This window comes from Stenotrophomonas panacihumi (assembly GCF_001431645.1).
Classification (GTDB): domain Bacteria; phylum Pseudomonadota; class Gammaproteobacteria; order Xanthomonadales; family Xanthomonadaceae; genus Stenotrophomonas_A; species Stenotrophomonas_A panacihumi.
Window position 1 is genome coordinate 1 of record NZ_LLXU01000130.1, and the last position, 14,763, is coordinate 14,763.

At 70.7% G+C, this 14,763-nt stretch carries 14 protein-coding genes; 11 read left to right on the top strand and 3 right to left on the bottom strand.

Annotation, left to right across the window (positions count from 1 at the left end):
- The 8 genes from ARC20_RS16565 to yccS all read left to right on the top strand — a co-directional run.
- Positions 1-441 (top strand): 50S ribosomal protein L11 methyltransferase (locus tag ARC20_RS16565; protein WP_152983965.1); only part of this gene is annotated, 441 nt, incomplete at its 5' end.
- A 532-nt stretch (positions 442-973) separates the two neighbouring features.
- Complete coding sequence (locus tag ARC20_RS16570; RefSeq protein WP_057649124.1) at positions 974-1,348, top strand: helix-turn-helix domain-containing protein; 375 nt, start codon at positions 974-976, stop codon at positions 1,346-1,348.
- 170 nt (positions 1,349-1,518) lie between these two features.
- A complete protein-coding gene (locus ARC20_RS16575; RefSeq protein ID WP_081418248.1) occupies positions 1,519-2,391 on the top strand; it encodes a DUF3426 domain-containing protein in 873 nt (290 codons plus the stop codon).
- Positions 2,392-2,488: 97 nt separating this feature from the next.
- Complete coding sequence (gene fis / locus ARC20_RS16580) at positions 2,489-2,761, top strand: DNA-binding transcriptional regulator Fis (protein ID WP_057649168.1); 273 nt, start codon at positions 2,489-2,491, stop codon at positions 2,759-2,761.
- A gap of 101 nt (positions 2,762-2,862) precedes the next feature.
- Positions 2,863-4,446 (top strand): bifunctional phosphoribosylaminoimidazolecarboxamide formyltransferase/IMP cyclohydrolase, encoded by a 1,584-nt coding sequence (purH, locus tag ARC20_RS16585; protein ID WP_057649125.1) that lies wholly within the window; start codon positions 2,863-2,865, stop codon positions 4,444-4,446.
- A 28-nt stretch (positions 4,447-4,474) separates the two neighbouring features.
- Complete coding sequence (locus tag ARC20_RS16590) at positions 4,475-4,975, top strand: GNAT family N-acetyltransferase (RefSeq protein WP_057649127.1); 501 nt, start codon at positions 4,475-4,477, stop codon at positions 4,973-4,975.
- Positions 4,976-5,005: 30 nt separating this feature from the next.
- Complete coding sequence (gene purD, locus ARC20_RS16595; protein WP_057649129.1) at positions 5,006-6,295, top strand: phosphoribosylamine--glycine ligase; 1,290 nt, start codon at positions 5,006-5,008, stop codon at positions 6,293-6,295.
- A gap of 77 nt (positions 6,296-6,372) precedes the next feature.
- Positions 6,373-8,595 (top strand): YccS family putative transporter, encoded by a 2,223-nt coding sequence (gene yccS, locus ARC20_RS16600; protein ID WP_057649130.1) that lies wholly within the window; start codon positions 6,373-6,375, stop codon positions 8,593-8,595.
- Between the two features lie 39 nt (positions 8,596-8,634).
- Here yccS and ARC20_RS16605 read toward each other — a convergent pair whose 3' ends face one another.
- Positions 8,635-9,822 carry an MFS transporter gene (locus tag ARC20_RS16605; RefSeq protein WP_057649132.1) on the bottom strand — a complete coding sequence of 396 codons (1,188 nt, stop codon included), beginning with the start codon at positions 9,820-9,822 and terminating at the stop codon, positions 8,635-8,637.
- Positions 9,823-9,976: 154 nt separating this feature from the next.
- Here ARC20_RS16605 and ARC20_RS16610 point away from each other — a divergent pair, with 154 nt between their 5' ends.
- From ARC20_RS16610 to ARC20_RS16620, 3 genes are all read left to right on the top strand, one after another.
- On the top strand, positions 9,977-11,869 hold the full coding sequence (locus ARC20_RS16610) for an MFS transporter (protein WP_057649134.1): 1,893 nt from the start codon (positions 9,977-9,979) through the stop codon (positions 11,867-11,869).
- A gap of 225 nt (positions 11,870-12,094) precedes the next feature.
- A complete protein-coding gene (locus ARC20_RS16615) occupies positions 12,095-12,430 on the top strand; it encodes a CD225/dispanin family protein (protein ID WP_057649136.1) in 336 nt (111 codons plus the stop codon).
- Between the two features lie 5 nt (positions 12,431-12,435).
- A complete protein-coding gene (locus tag ARC20_RS16620; protein ID WP_057649170.1) occupies positions 12,436-12,840 on the top strand; it encodes a DUF2752 domain-containing protein in 405 nt (134 codons plus the stop codon).
- Positions 12,841-12,846: 6 nt separating this feature from the next.
- On the opposite strand, the gene ARC20_RS16625 is transcribed toward ARC20_RS16620, so the two are convergent.
- Complete coding sequence (locus ARC20_RS16625; RefSeq protein ID WP_057649138.1) at positions 12,847-13,740, bottom strand: regulatory signaling modulator protein AmpE; 894 nt, start codon at positions 13,738-13,740, stop codon at positions 12,847-12,849.
- A gap of 64 nt (positions 13,741-13,804) precedes the next feature.
- Positions 13,805-14,707 carry an NAD(+) diphosphatase gene (gene nudC / locus ARC20_RS16630; protein WP_057649140.1) on the bottom strand — a complete coding sequence of 301 codons (903 nt, stop codon included), beginning with the start codon at positions 14,705-14,707 and terminating at the stop codon, positions 13,805-13,807.
- Positions 14,708-14,763: the final 56 nt, after the last annotated feature.

Genomic DNA, 14,763 nt, shown 5'->3' on the forward strand with positions numbered 1-14,763 from the left:
CTCGACGGGCTGGCCGGCGAGGGCCTGCTGCAAGGCCGGCGCGTGCTCGATTTCGGCTGCGGCTCGGGCATCCTCGCGCTGGCCGCGCTGAAGCTCGGCGCCGGCGAGGCGGTGGGCGTGGACAACGACCCGCAGGCGCTGGTCGCCAGCCATGACAACGCCGAACGCAACGAAGTCGGCGCGCGCTTCTCGGTGTACCTGCCCGAAGACGAACCGGTGGGCACCTATCCGGTGGTGGTCGCCAACATCCTTGCCTCGGCGCTGGAAGCCCTGGCCGCCACGCTGGCCGAGCGCGTCGCGCCGGGCGGGCGCATCGCGCTCTCCGGCATCCTGCATGGCCAGGAAGGCGAGCTGCTGGACCGCTACGCCGCGTGGTTCGACGACCTGCGTTGCGAACAGGACGGCGACTGGATGCGCATCGAAGGCGTCCGCCGCGCCTGACGCGCTGGCGCGGCCGCGTCGACACGGATGCGCGCGGTGCAGGCGGCCGATTCGGCATCGATCGCCCAGACCCACGGCCCCGGCCGTGCGCCGCGCCGACGCAGCCGGCAGGTGCGATGGCGTGCCCAGCGCGCGCGCAGCCCGATCGCGATACCGGTGAGCAGCGGGATGGCCCCCCATGCCACCCAGGGCGCCGCCCCGGCGCCCAGCACACCCGCGGCGAGCCCAAGCGCCAGCAGCATCGCGTCCATCGGCGAACGCCCCGCGCGTACGGCGCGGCCAGCAGGCACGACTTCGGCGCGCCCCTCCAGCCACCACACCCGGTAGCGGCGCACGCCGGGGACGCCCTGGGGACGACGCGTGGATGAGACGGACGTCACTGCGCGCCTCTCGCCCGGGCTGCGGAGCTGTACTGCAGCTTTCCGTCAAGGTCAGAATTGCTGACATGGATCGGCCGATCAGGCGAGCGAGCCCGCCATTCAGCCGCGAACGCTATATGTGCGCACCTGTGTGTGCGTCGATTGGAAATGTGGTGAGCAAGCTCTACGAAAGGATTCGCGAGGCCCGGCGCCTGACCGGGATGACGCAGGAAACGTTGGCGGCGGAACTGGGGATCTCCCGCAGCGCGGTGGCCCAATGGGAAATGAGCGAAGGCACGGCGCCTTCGGTGGAGAACCTCATCGCCCTGGCCAAGCGCAGCGGCCTGGCTTTCGAATACCTGGCGACCGGCCGCGGTGAGGCGAGCTTCGGCCCGCCCGAGGCGATCGCCGAGGAGGAAGCCAGCTACCACCCGCTCAGCGAGCAGCAGCGACAGCTGCTGGCCGGCTTCGAACAGCTGCGGCCACGCCAGCGCACCGGCCTGCTGGAGTTGATCCATTCGCCCGCCGCGCGCCGCGGACGGCGCTGACGCCCGCCCCGCATGCGGCGTCGTGGCGTGCCAGCCAGTGGTGCTGTCCGTGCTTTCCATGCCAGTCATGCTTGCCCGGCGGGCCGGGATCAACAAGCGCCGAAGGGCGGCGGTTCCGGCCGGCGTACTCCGCATGCTTGAATAGGGAATCTCCTGACGCCGCTGTCCCGATGACCGAAACCCCGCCGCCGCGTCGTGCCCTGGCCAGCTTCCTGCGTCGTCCCGCCGCGGCAGCGCCGCCGCCGGCTGCGCCCCCGGTCGAGGCAGAAGCAGCCGCGCCGGAAGAAGCCACCGGCGTGCCAGCCACCGAGCCGGTGATCGAGGCGGCGGCCGATTCACCGGTCGTCAAAACCACGCCGGTCGCCGAGCCCGTCACCCCGCCTGCCCCCGCGCCGACGCCCTCCGAAGCGTCCGCCACCGAAGCGCAGGCGCCCAGTGCAGCCACGCCGACGGCGACACCGGACGAAGCGTCTTCCGAGGCCCACGCCCCGGCCATCGCCGAACCCGACGCGCTGCCGATCGCCGCGCCGCACGCGCCCACCTTCGCGCGGCCGCGTGCCAGCGTGCGCGCACCACGCGCGCCGGTCTGGCAGTGGATCGCGCTGTGCGCGCTTGCCCTGCTGCTGGTGCTGCAGATCCTGCTCGCCGACCGCGCGCGCCTGGCCACCGATGCCCGCTGGCGTCCGCTGCTCTCCACCTTGTGTGGCGCCCTGCACTGCGAACTGCCGGTGTGGCACGAGCCAGCCGCCTTCAGCATGCTCGACCGCGACGTGCGTCCCGCCGCCGACCAGCCCGGCGTACTGCGCATCCAGGCGAGCTTCCGCAACGACGCGCGCTGGAACCAGGCGTGGCCTTACCTGCAGCTGTCGCTGTCCGATGCCGACGGCCGGGTGATCGGCAGCCGCGTGTTCGCCCCGGAGGACTACCTCGGCCACGCGCCGCCGCCCGGCGAGACGCTCGCGCCGGGGCAAAGCGGGCGGATCGACTTCCGCGTCCGCGAGCCGGCGGCCGGCACCGCGGCGTTCACCTTCGACTTCCATTGAGGCGGCCGGCGCCGATGGCAGGCGCCCGGCGCACGCGCTAGACTCACTCCCCCTCGCCGGCGGCCACTCCGCCGGCTTCTTCATCCCGGGGATGTCCTTGAACGCTGCCACCACCCGTCCCGACGCCAGTCGCGGTGCTCCCAAGTCGCCGCTGCGCGAGCATGTCGCACAGTCCGTGCGCCGCTACCTGCGCGACCTGGATGGCAGCGACGCCGACGACATGTACGTGATCGTCCTGCGCGAGATGGAGATTCCGCTGTTCGTGGAAGTGCTCAACCACTGCGAGGGCAACCAGAGCCGCGCGGCGGCCATGCTGGGCATCCACCGCGCCACCCTGCGCAAGAAGCTGAAGGAATACGGGCTGTCGTAAGCGCCCTTCCCGCCGCGGCGTCCGCGACGGGCCACGGGGGAACGCCGGGGAGGCAGGCCGTTTACAATATCGGCCCGCTCCGCATCCCCACCCCCGCTTCCATGTCTTCCGATCTGCTGCCCGTCCGCCGGGCCCTGCTTTCCGTTTCCGACAAGACCGGCCTGGTCGACCTGGCCCGTGCCCTCGCCGCGCGCGGCGTCGAACTGCTGTCCACCGGCGGCACCGCCAAGGCGATCCGCGAGGCCGGCCTGCCGGTGAAGGACGTCTCCGACGTCACCGGCTTCCCGGAAATGATGGACGGGCGGGTCAAGACCCTGCACCCGATGGTGCACGGCGGCCTGCTCGGCCGCGCCGGCACCGACGATGCGGTGATGGCCGAACACGGCATCGCGCCGATCGACCTGCTGGTGCTGAACCTGTATCCGTTCGAGTCGGTCACCGCCCGGGCCGATTGCACGCTGGCCGACGCGGTGGAGAACATCGACATCGGCGGCCCGGCGATGCTGCGCTCGGCGGCGAAGAATTTCGCCCGCGTGGCGGTGGCGACCGATCCGTCGCAGTACGCCGGCCTGCTCGCCGAACTGGAAGCCAACGACGGCCAGCTGTCGGCCGCGCAGCGCTTCGCGCTGTCGGTGGCCGCGTTCAACCGCGTGGCGCAGTACGACGCGGCGATCAGCAACTACCTCTCGGCCGTGGCCGACACCAGCCAGGCCGTGCCGCAGCGCACCGAATACCCGGCGCAGATGAACTCCACCTTCGTGAAGGTGATGGACCTGCGCTACGGCGAGAACCCGCACCAGAGCGGCGCGTTCTACCGCGACCTCTACCCGGTGCCGGGCACCCTGGCCACGTTCCGCCAGCTGCAGGGCAAGGAACTGAGCTACAACAACCTGGCCGACGCCGACGCGGCGTGGGAATGCGTGCGCCAGTTCGACGCGCCGGCCTGCGTGATCGTCAAGCACGCCAACCCGTGCGGCGTGGCGGTGGGCGTGGCCTGCGGCGATGCCTATGAGCTGGCCTATGCCACCGACCCGACCAGCGCGTTCGGCGGCATCATCGCCTTCAACCGCACGCTGGACGCGGCCACCGCCAAGGCGATCCTGGACCGCCAGTTCGTCGAGGTGCTGATCGCCCCGGATTACGAGCCCGGCGCGCTGGATTACGCCACCAAGAAGGCCAACGTGCGCGTGCTGCAGATCCCGCACGGCGAAGGCCTGAACAACTACGACAGCAAGCGCATCGGCTCGGGCCTGCTGCTGCAGTCCTCCGACAACCGTGGCATGAGCGCGCAGGAACTGAAGGTGGTCACGAAGGTGGCGCCGACCGAGGCGCAGCTGCGCGACCTGCTGTTCGCCTGGCGCGTGGCCAAGTACGTCAAGTCCAACGCGATCGTCTATGCGAAGGACAACCGCACGATCGGCGTCGGCGCCGGGCAGATGAGCCGCGTGTATTCGGCGCGCATCGCCGGCATCAAGGCCGCCGACGCGCACCTGGTGGTGCCGGGCTCGGTGATGGCCTCCGATGCGTTTTTCCCGTTCCGCGACGGCATCGACGCCGCCGCCGAGGCGGGCATCGCCGCGGTGATCCAGCCGGGTGGTTCGATGCGCGACGCCGAGGTGATCGCCGCCGCCGACGAACATGGCCTGGCGATGGTGTTCACCGGCGTGCGCCACTTCCGTCACTGACCGCAGCAACGGACACGCGAGGCGCGCCATGTGGATACGCGAAGAAACTTCCGCCGACCATGAAGCGATTGCCCGCGTGATCGATGCTGCGTTCGCCGGCGCCGAACATGCCGGCGGCAATGAAGCCCGCATCGTCGCCGCGTTGCGCGCCGCCCATGCGCTGGCGGTGGCGCGCGTGGCCGACGTCGATGGCCGCATCGCCGGCCACGTGGCGATCTCGCCGGTGGTGCTCGATGACGGCAGCGCAGGCTGGTTCGGCCTGGGCCCGGTCGCGGTGGATCCCGCCGACCAGGGCCGCGGCGTCGGCAGCGCGCTGGTGCGCGCGGCGCTGGCCGAACTACCGGCGCTGGGCGCGCGCGGCTGCGTGGTGCTCGGCGACCCCGGCTGGTATGCGCGTTTCGGGTTCCGCCCGGTCGCCTCGCTGCGTTTCGAGGGCGCGCCGGCCGAATACTTCCAGGCCCTGCTGATCGGCGACGGCGACGCGCCGCAGGCACGGGTCGACTACCACCCCGCTTTTTTCATCGCGTAGGCCGAACGGCCGCGCAGGAGTCCTGACCGCATGAAGATCCTCGTCATTGGTTCCGGTGGCCGCGAGCACGCGCTGGCCTGGAAGCTGGCCCAGTCCCCGCGCGTGAGCGAGGTGCTGGTCGCCCCGGGCAACGCCGGCACCGCCATCGAGGACAAGTGCCGCAACATCGTGGCCAAGGTGAGCGACCTCGACCGCCTGCTGCAGATTGCGCAGGACGAAACCGTCGCGCTGACCGTGGTCGGCCCCGAAGTGCCGCTGGTAGCCGGCGTGGTCGATCGCTTCCGCGCCGCCGGCCTGCGCATCTTCGGGCCCACCGCCGCCGCCGCGCAGCTGGAAGGCAGCAAGGCCTACGCCAAGGACTTCCTCGCCCGCCACGGCATCCCCACCGCGTTCTACGCCGTGCACCACGAAGTGGGCGCCGCGCTGTCCTACGTGCGCGAGAAGGGCGCGCCGATCGTGGTCAAGGCCGACGGCCTGGCCGCCGGCAAGGGCGTGATCGTGGCGATGACCCTGGCCGAAGCCGAGGCCGCGGTGCGCGACATGCTCTCGGGCAACGCGTTCGGCGACGCCGGTGCGCGCGTGGTGATCGAGGAATTCCTCGACGGCGAGGAAGCCAGCTTCATCTCGATGGTGGACGGCGTCACCGCGCTGCCGATGGCCACCAGCCAGGACCACAAGCGCGTCGGCGACGGCGACACCGGCCCGAACACCGGCGGCATGGGCGCCTACTCGCCCGCCCCGGTGGTCACCGCCGAGGTGCACGCACGGGTGATGCGCGAAGTGGTCGAGCCGACCGTGCGCGGCATGGCCGCCGATGGCATTCCGTTCACCGGCTTCCTCTATGCCGGCCTGATGATCGACGCCGCCGGCGCGCCGAAGGTGATCGAATTCAACGTGCGCTTCGGCGACCCGGAAACCCAGCCGGTCATGCTGCGCCTGCAGTCGGACCTGGTGGACCTGGTCGAGGCGGCCATCGACGAACGCCTGGACACCGTGCAGGCGCAGTGGGATCCGCGCCCGTCGCTGGGCGTGGTGATGGCCTCGCGGCCGTACCCGGAAACGCCGGTGAGCGGCGAGGTCATCGAGGGCCTGGGCGCCGTGCCGGACGATGCCAAGGTGTTCCATGCCGGTACCGCGCTCGATGCGCACGGGCACGTGCTCAGCGCGGGTGGCCGCGTGCTGTGCGTGGCCGCGCTGGGCGACAGCGTGCGCGACGCGCAGCAGCGCGCGTACCGTGGCGTGGACCGCATCCACTGGACGCACGAGTTCCACCGCCGCGACATCGGCTGGCGGGCCATCGCGCGCGAAGAGGGGCACTGAGCGCCTCGCATGCTTTTGGCCGCCACGATCACGGCGGCATGCCCATAATGGCCACGACCCCGCCCGCGTGAGCCGTCGTGCCGAAACCGTCGATCGAATCCCGCCTGGGCCGCCTGTGGGCCCATGAGAAAGCCAGCTACGGGCTGCGGGTACTGATCGCGCTGGGCGTGGCGATGGGCGGCTGCTGGTACGGCGGCCAGCTCGCCGCGCTGCCGGCGATCTTCCTCGGCATCATCGCCAGCGCCATCGCCGAAACCGACGACAACTGGCTCGGCCGCACGAAGTCGGTGCTGCTGTCGCTGCTGTGCTTCGCGTTGTCCTCGGCCGCGGTGGTATGGCTGTTCCCGCATCCATGGGCCTTCGTGGCCGGCCTGGCGCTGTCCACCTTCGCGCTGACGCTGCTGGGCGCGCTTGGCGAGCGCTATGCCTCCATCGCGCAGGCCACCGTGGCACTGGCGATCTACACGATGATCGGGCTCGACCAGCACCATGCCATCGGCGGCCATCCGGCCGATGCCTGGCGCGGCAGCGTGCTGCTGTTGCTCGGCGCGGCGTGGTACGGGCTGCTGTCGATCGTGTGGTCGGCGCTGTTCGCCAACCGCCCGGTGCGCGAGCGCCTGGCACGGCTGTTCGAGGTACTGGGCGAATACCTGCGGCGCAAGGCCGACCTGTTCGAGCCGGTGCGCGGCGAGGACCTGCACGCGCGACGGCTGGCGCTGGCCGAGCAGAACGCGCAGGTGGTGGCCGCGCTCAACGCGGCGAAGGCGGCGATCCTCAGCCGCTTCGGGCGCTCGGGCCGGCCGGGCGTGCAATCCGGCCTGTACTTCCGCCTGTATTACCTGGCGCAGGATTTCCACGAACGCGCCAGTTCCTCGCACTATCCGTACGACGCGCTGACCGAGGCGTTCTTCCACAGCGACGTGCTGTACCGCTGCCGGCGCCTGCTCGCCCTGCAGGGCGCGGCCTGCATCGCGCTGGGCCAGGCGCTGCGGTTGCGCCAGCCGTTCGTGTACGCCGACAGCAGCCGCCAGGCCACCGACGACCTGCGCCAGTCGCTCGATTTCCTGCACGCGCGCGCCGACCCCGCGCAAGCACGCCTGCTCGGCTCGCTGGAGCTGCTGGCGAGCAACCTGCAAGGCATCGAGCGCCGGCTGTCCGAATCCTCGTTGTCGGACACGCCGCTGGACGGCATCGACACCCGCCTGCGCGATTCCTCCCCGCACACGCTGCGCGAGATGGGCCAGCGCCTGCTGGCGCAGCTCACGCCCGGTTCGGTGCTGTTCCGCCACGGCGTGCGCATGGCCGTGGCGCTGCTCGCCGGCTATGCGGTGATGAAGCTGATGCATGCGCACAACGGCTTCTGGATCCTGCTCACCACCGCGTTCGTGTGCCGGCCCAACTACGGCGCCACGCGGCTGCGGCTGGTGCAGCGCATCGCCGGCACGCTGGTGGGCCTGGGCGCCACCTGGGCGCTGATGCAGCTGTTCACCGGGGTGGAGATGCAGCTGCTGCTGGCGTTGCTGGCCGCGCTGCTGTTCTTCGTCACCCGCACCGACCGCTACCTGCTCGCCACCGCCGCGATCACCGTGATGGCGCTGCTGTGCTTCAACCTGCTGGGGGACGGCTTCGTGCTGCTGTGGCCGCGGCTGGTCGATACGCTGGTGGGCTGCCTGATCGCCGCGCTGGCCTCGTTCCTGATCCTGCCGGACTGGCAGGGACGGCGCCTGCACCAGGTCATCGCCAACGTGATGGCCAGCGGCTCGCGCTACCTGCGCGAAGTGCTCGGCCAGTACGCGCAGGGCCAGCGCGACGACCTCAACTACCGCATCGCGCGCCGCGACATGCACAACGCCGACGCGGCGCTCTCGGTGGCGCTGTCGAACATGCTGCGCGAGCCGGGCTACGTGCGCCGCAACCTCGATGCGGGCTTCAGGTTCCTGGCGTTGTCCAACGTGCTGCTCGGTTATCTCTCGGCACTGGGCGCGCACCGCGAGAAGCTCGACCTCGACGCGCAGACGCGCGAAGCCGGCGATTACCTGCAGCGCGCGCTCGGCGGCATTGCCGACCATCTGGCGCGACGCCAGCCATTGCCGGCGGTGGATGAAAGCGTGGAGGCCGCCATGGCCGAGGCGCTGGACGACTACGCCGAGGACGCGCTGCCGAAGCAGCGCCTGCTGCGCACCCAGTTGGCCCTGGTATTGCGATTGCTGCCGCGGCTTCGCGCCGCCGCGCAGGAAGTGGTGCTGCAGCCGGGCGCCGTCGCGCAAGCCACCACGACTCCCGCCCCAGCGGGTCAGTAGGCCTGGCCTGACAGCCGGGGAATATCGAAATGTGCCGGCTCAGCGCGCCGGCCGTGCCCGCTGGCTCACGCCCATCCACGCCAGTGCCGCCACCGCGAGTACCGCCCCGGCCACCACCACGCCGTGCCAGCCGGCGCGCGCGTAAGCGACGGTGCCGGCGCTGGAACCGAGCGCGCCGCCGATGAAGTAGCAGGTCATGTAGGCGGAGGTGATGCGATTTCGCGCGGCGGCATCGAGCTGGTAGATCACGCTCTGGTTGTTGATGTGCACGCCCTGCACGGCGATGTCGAGCAGCAGCACGCCGACGATCAGCAGCCACAACGAATGCGGCGCGGCCCACAGCATGCCCCACGACACCAGCAGCATCACCAGGCCACCCCAGCTGGCCAGCATGCCGTGGCCGTGGTCGGACAACTTGCCGGAGAGATTGGCGGCCAGTGCACCGGCCGCGCCGATCAAGCCGAACAGGCCGATCAGGCTGGTGCCGTAACCGTAATCCGGCCCGGCGAGCAGGAACGCCAGGGTGGTCCAGAACACGCTGAAGCCGGCGAAGATCAACCCGCCGAGCACGGCGCGGCCGCGCAGCACCGGCTCGTCGCGCAGCAGCGTGAGCACCGAGACGATCAGGTGCGGATAGGACAACGACGCATCGCCGTCATGGCGCGGCAGCCCGCGATACAGCAGTGCGGCCACCACCAGCATCAGCCCGGAGGCGACCCAGTACACCGTATGCCAGCCACAGGCGCCGGCCAGCAGGCCGGAGATGGTGCGCGCCAGCAGGATGCCCAGCAGCAGGCCGCTCATCACCATGCCGACCACGCGCCCGCGTTCTTGCGGCGCGGCCAGCGTGGCCGCGTACGGCACCAGCACCTGCGCCGACACCGAGCACAGCCCGGTGACCAGCGTGCCCGCCAGCAGCATCGGGAAGCTGGAGGAGAACGCGCTGATCAGCAGGCCGCCCGCGCAGGCCACGTACAGGCCGACGATCAGCCCGCGGCGCTCCAGCCGGTCGCCCAGCGGCACGATGAACAACAGGCCCGCCGCATAGGAGAGCTGGGCCACGGTCACCACCATGCCGGCGCTGCGCACGTCCACGCCGAAGGTCTGCGCCAGGGTCTGCAGCAGCGGCTGGGCGTAATAGTTGCTGGCCACGGCCAGGCCGGTGGCCACGGCCATCAGCAGCACCAGGCTCTGCTTGATCCGGGGATAGTGCGAGGCGGTGGACATCGGGCATACCGGCGCGGGGGCCGCACAGTATGACGGCGCGCCCCGGCAGCGTCGCCGCCATGGCCGGCATGCAGCATTGCGCGGCGCGGGCCGTCAAGGTTCCAGAGCCGCATAGCGTCCTGCTAGGCTGCGCGCGACCGCCAAGGAGTCGTGCATGTCATCGGGCCACAGCCAGTTCGCGCTGTTGAAGCAGCGACGCTTCCTCCCCTTCTTCACCGTGCAGGCCCTGGGGGCCTTCAACGACAACGTGTACCGCCAGGCCATCATCGGCCTGCTGGGCTTCCTGGCGGTGGAGCAGTCGCAGCGGCTGATCTACACGAACCTGGCACCGGCGCTGTTCATCCTGCCCTACTTCCTGTTTTCGGCCCTCGCCGGGCAAATCGCCGAGAAGCTGGAGAAACAGCGGCTGATCGTCATCACCACCACGATGGAGATCGCGGTGATGTCGCTGGCGGCGGTGGGCTTCCTCACCCAGAACCTGGTCGTGCTGCTGGTGGCGCTGTTCTGCACCGGCCTGCAATCCACGCTGTTCGGGCCGGTGAAATATTCGATCCTGCCCTCGGTGCTCAAGCCGGAGGAACTCACCGGCGGCAACGGCCTGGTCGAGATGGGCACCTCGATCTCGATCCTGTGCGGCATGATCTTCGGCGGGTTGATCTTCACCTTCGCCGGCGCGCACGGCACGGTGGTGGCCGCGGTGGCGGTGATCCTGCTCGCGGTGACCGGCAACCTCGTCGCGCGCCGCGTGCCACGCGTGGAAGCCGGCGCGCCGGACCTGAAGATCAACTGGAACCCGATCCCCGAATCGCTGGCGATCATGCGCCTGACCCGCCGCCAGCTGGCGGTGCGCAACGCGATCCTCGGCGTGTCGTGGTTCTGGTTCGTCGGCACGGTGATCACCGCGCAGCTGCCGGGCTATGCCGAGCTCAACCTAGGTGGGCGGCCGGAGCTGTACGTGTTCGCGCTGGCGCTGTTTTCCATCGGCACCGGCAGCGGTTCGCTGCTGTGCGAGAAGCTATCCGGGCGCACGGTGGAAATCGGCCTGGTGCCGCTGGGCGCATTCGGCATCAGCGCCTTCATGCTGGACCTGTATTTCGCCCGCCCGGGCCAGGCGCTGGCCGCCGGGCTGGACGTGATCGGCTTCGTGAAGCAGCCCGGCAGCGCGCGCATCATGTTCGACCTGCTCGGCATCGGCGTGTTCACCGGTTTCTTCGTGGTGCCGCTGTTCGCGCTGATCCAGAGCCGCACGCCGCGCGCGGAGCTCTCGCGCGTGATCGCCGGGCTCAACATCCAGAATTCGCTGTTCATCGTGGTGGCCGCGGTGGTGGGCATCGCGGTGCAGCGCTGGCTGGGCTGGACGATCCCGCAGGTGTTCCTGGCGCTGGCGATCGCCAACACGATCGTGGCGATCTACATCTTCACCATCGTCCCCGAATTCCTGATGCGCTTCCTCAGCTGGCTGCTGGTGCGCACGCTGTATCGGCTGGAGCTGCACGGCATCGAGAAGAACGTGCCCGACGAGGGTGCCGCGCTGATCGTGTGCAACCACGTCAGCTACATGGACGCGCTGATCCTGGCGGCGACGGTGCCGCGGCCGGTGCGCTTCGTCATGTACTACAAGATCTTCAACATCCCGGTGATGCGCTGGATCTTCCGCACCGCCAAGGCGATCCCGATCGCCGGCGCGCGCGAGGATCCCGCGCTGATGCAGCGCGCCTTCGACGAGATCGACGCCGCGCTGGCCGAGGGCGAGCTGGTGTGCATCTTCCCGGAGGGCGCGCTGACCCGCGATGGCGAGATCGCCCCGTTCAAGAGCGGCGTGGAGAAGATCCTGGAACGCCGCGCGGTGCCGGTGGTGCCGATGGCGCTGCGCGGCATGTGGAGCAGCATGTGGAGCCGGCGCGACACCCGCCTGGGCCGCATGCGCGTGCCGCGGCGCTTCCGCGCGCACGTGCAGGTGGCCGCCGGGCCGCCGCTGGACCCGCAGGGCGTGGACGCGCCGGCGCTCGAAGCGCAGGTGCGCGCACTGCGCGGGGAGCTGGCCTGAACCGGGCATGCCGGCTTTCCAAGCCGGCGCCCCGCCGCTACGCTGGCGGCCATGCGGTCGTCGCCATGGCGACCGCGGAACGGAAGCCGCCGGGGGGAACCGAATGCCGCTTCGCACCGCCACGCACGACATCACGGGCCCGACACGGGCTTGCCGCATGCGTGCGCCTTTTCCGTTCCGCTTGAACCGAATCGATTCCCCACCACCACCCGCAGGAGTACCCGCATGAGCGCAGTCCCGCCCGTCGCCCCGCCGCCGACCGTGCAGCCCATCCCCAACTACCTCGCCTGGTCGATCATCTCCACCGTGCTGGGCTTCTGCCTGTGCTGCCCGGCGCTGATCACCGGCATCGTGGCCATCGTGTTCTCCAGCAAGGTCAACTCGCTGCTGGCGCAGGGCGACCTCGACGGCGCGCGCGCCGCCTCCAACAACGCCAAGACCTGGTGCTGGGTGACCACCGCGCTGGCGATCGTCGGCCTGGTCATCAACATCGTGGCGCTGGCCACCGGCGGCATGAGCAGCTACATGGAAGCCATGCAGCAGATGCAGCACATGTCGTGACCGCCCTGCGCGGCTGGCACTGGATCGCGGTGGCGGCGGGCGTCCCGCTCGCCGCCACCGGCCTGTGGCTGGTGTACCACTTCGATCCGAACGCGGCGGGAAGCCCTTTCCCGCCGTGCCTGTTCCGCGCGTTGACCGGCTTCTACTGCCCGGGCTGCGGCATGACCCGCGCGTTGCACGCGTTGCTGCACCTGGACATCGCCACGGCATTTGGCATGAACCCGGCGGTGATGACCGGCCTGGCCCTCGTGCCGGGGCTGGTGGCCTGGCATTTCGGTTGGCGCGCGCGATGGTTCGCGCCAATCGTCTCGGTCGTCTCGCGCCCGAACTTCTGGCTGGTGCTGATTCCCGCCTACTGGATCGCGCGCAACCTGCCCTGGTTTCCGTTCACCGCACTGGCGCCGGGCTGAGCAGGCTCAGCCGACCCAGCCGGCAATCACCAGCAGCGCCAGCGCCACCATCCACAGCAGCAGCACGCGCCACACCAGGCTCATCGCATCGCGCACTTCGGGCAGGCGACGCCATACCGGCACCAGGCCGGCGTCGGTGTAGTCGTGCGCTTCCTCGCGCAGTTCGGCGCGCACGCTGGCGCGCGCCACCGCGCCGAGGAAGGCCGGCTCCAGCGCCCAGCGGTTGCCGTGCGCGTTGCGCCATGCGCGGTAGACGGTGTCGAAATTGCCGACCAGCGCCATCGACAGCACGATCAGCTGCGCCACCGGCCATTCCAGCGCCGCCAGCAGGGCATGCGCGCCGCGTTCGTGCGCCGGCGGCAGCTTGCCGCTCAGCGGGCCTTCGACCATCAGCACGAGCAGGCGGTACAGCACCGCGCCGAACGGGCCCAGCAGCAGGAACCAGAACAGCACCCCGAACCAGCGCCGCAGGCCGTTGAGGATCACCGCCTCCACCAGCGAGGGCGCGTCCTCGTGCAGGCTGCCGCCGGCGGCCTGCAGGTGCGAGACCGCGGCACGGCGCGTGGCCGGGTCATCGGCATCGATCACCGCTTCGACATCGCGGTCCAGGTCGCGCGGGCCCCAGGTCCAGGCCAGCACCAGCACGCCGTAGAGCAGCGAGGGCAAACCGTAGGCGTGGCCACGCAGCAGCCACTGCAGCAGCAACACCGGCAGCAGCGGCGGCAACAACGCCATCGCCACGCCATAGCGGCCGTGCCACGGACCGCCGCCGCGCGATTGTTCGCCCAGCCAGTCCAGCCAATGCTCGAACCAGCCGAAATGGCGCAGGCGCGCCACTTGGGCCGGGGCGATATGGCCCAGCGCCAGGGCGACGATCACGGCAACCAGAGCGGTGAACATGGGCGGGTGTCTCCTGACGATGCCGGTGGTGCAGGGCCGATGATGCGGCAAGGCGCCGCCGCCGTCAGCCTCGGTGGTACCAGTCTTCGATCAGGGCGCGGGCGATGGAGATGGAGGGCGCCAGCAGCAGGCCTTCGCCGTCGTCATGGCCGTCGCGGGCCAGCGCGGCGCCGACTTCCTCGCGGGTGAACCAGCGCGCGTCTTCCAGTTCGCCATCCACCTGCGGCGGCTGCGCGCCGTCGGCCTGCGCGCGGAAACCCAGCATCAGCGCGCCGGGGAACGGCCACGGCTGCGCGCCCAGGTACTGGCAGGCGTCGATGCGGATCTGCGTTTCCTCGTGCACTTCGCGCGCGACGGTCTGCTCCAGCGATTCGCCCGGCTCCACGAACCCGGCGATCACCGAATAGCGGCGCGGCGCCCAGCTGGCCTGGCGGCCGAGCAGCAGGCGCGCGCCATCGCTGACGGCCACGATCACCGCCGGGTCCACGCGCGGATAGTGGTCGTTGCCGCATTGCGCGCAGTGGCCGATGAAGCCGCCACGACGGAAGGCGATGGGCCCGCCGCACACGCCGCAGAAGCGCGTGCGCGCCTGCCACCACGACATGCCGCGGGCATAGGCGAAGGCGGTGGAAAGTGCACCGGGCCATTCGGCGCCGGCGCGGCGCAGGTCGATGCGGCCCGGCGCCTCCACGGTGACCTGCGTGGCATCCACGCAGAACCACGCCTGCTCGCCGGCAAGGCCCAGGAAGATCGCCGTGCCCGGCGCGGGGCCGATATCCGCGCCGGTCAGCGCGGCCGGCTGGCCGTGTTCGTCGGCATAGGCCAGGCCTTCGGCATCCAGCACCAGCACGCGGGCACGGGGCCAGTGCCGGGCCAGGGCGTCGGCGTCATCGCGCAGCGGGTCGGCGCGGTCGAGCGGCTGGGCGACGAAGGCGAAGCCGGAGAAGGTCGGAATCGATGCAGGCATCTGCGCAAGCCTGCCGTCAAAGCCGTTTCACCGCAACCGCGTGCGCCGGAAAAACA

What these genes read in the sequence shown, in the direction of transcription:
- ARC20_RS16590 (WP_057649127.1), top strand. Translation starts at nt 4,475, where the DNA reads ATGTGGATACGCGAAGAAACTTCCGCCGACCATGAAGCGATTGCCCGC.
- ARC20_RS16625 (WP_057649138.1), bottom strand. Translation starts at nt 13,740, where the DNA reads ATGTTCACCGCTCTGGTTGCCGTGATCGTCGCCCTGGCGCTGGGCCAT.
- ARC20_RS16615 (WP_057649136.1), top strand. Translation starts at nt 12,095, where the DNA reads ATGAGCGCAGTCCCGCCCGTCGCCCCGCCGCCGACCGTGCAGCCCATC.
- ARC20_RS16575 (WP_081418248.1), top strand. Translation starts at nt 1,519, where the DNA reads ATGACCGAAACCCCGCCGCCGCGTCGTGCCCTGGCCAGCTTCCTGCGT.
- nudC (WP_057649140.1), bottom strand. Translation starts at nt 14,707, where the DNA reads ATGCCTGCATCGATTCCGACCTTCTCCGGCTTCGCCTTCGTCGCCCAG.
- purH (WP_057649125.1), top strand. Translation starts at nt 2,863, where the DNA reads ATGTCTTCCGATCTGCTGCCCGTCCGCCGGGCCCTGCTTTCCGTTTCC.
- ARC20_RS16605 (WP_057649132.1), bottom strand. Translation starts at nt 9,822, where the DNA reads ATGTCCACCGCCTCGCACTATCCCCGGATCAAGCAGAGCCTGGTGCTG.
- ARC20_RS16610 (WP_057649134.1), top strand. Translation starts at nt 9,977, where the DNA reads ATGTCATCGGGCCACAGCCAGTTCGCGCTGTTGAAGCAGCGACGCTTC.
- purD (WP_057649129.1), top strand. Translation starts at nt 5,006, where the DNA reads ATGAAGATCCTCGTCATTGGTTCCGGTGGCCGCGAGCACGCGCTGGCC.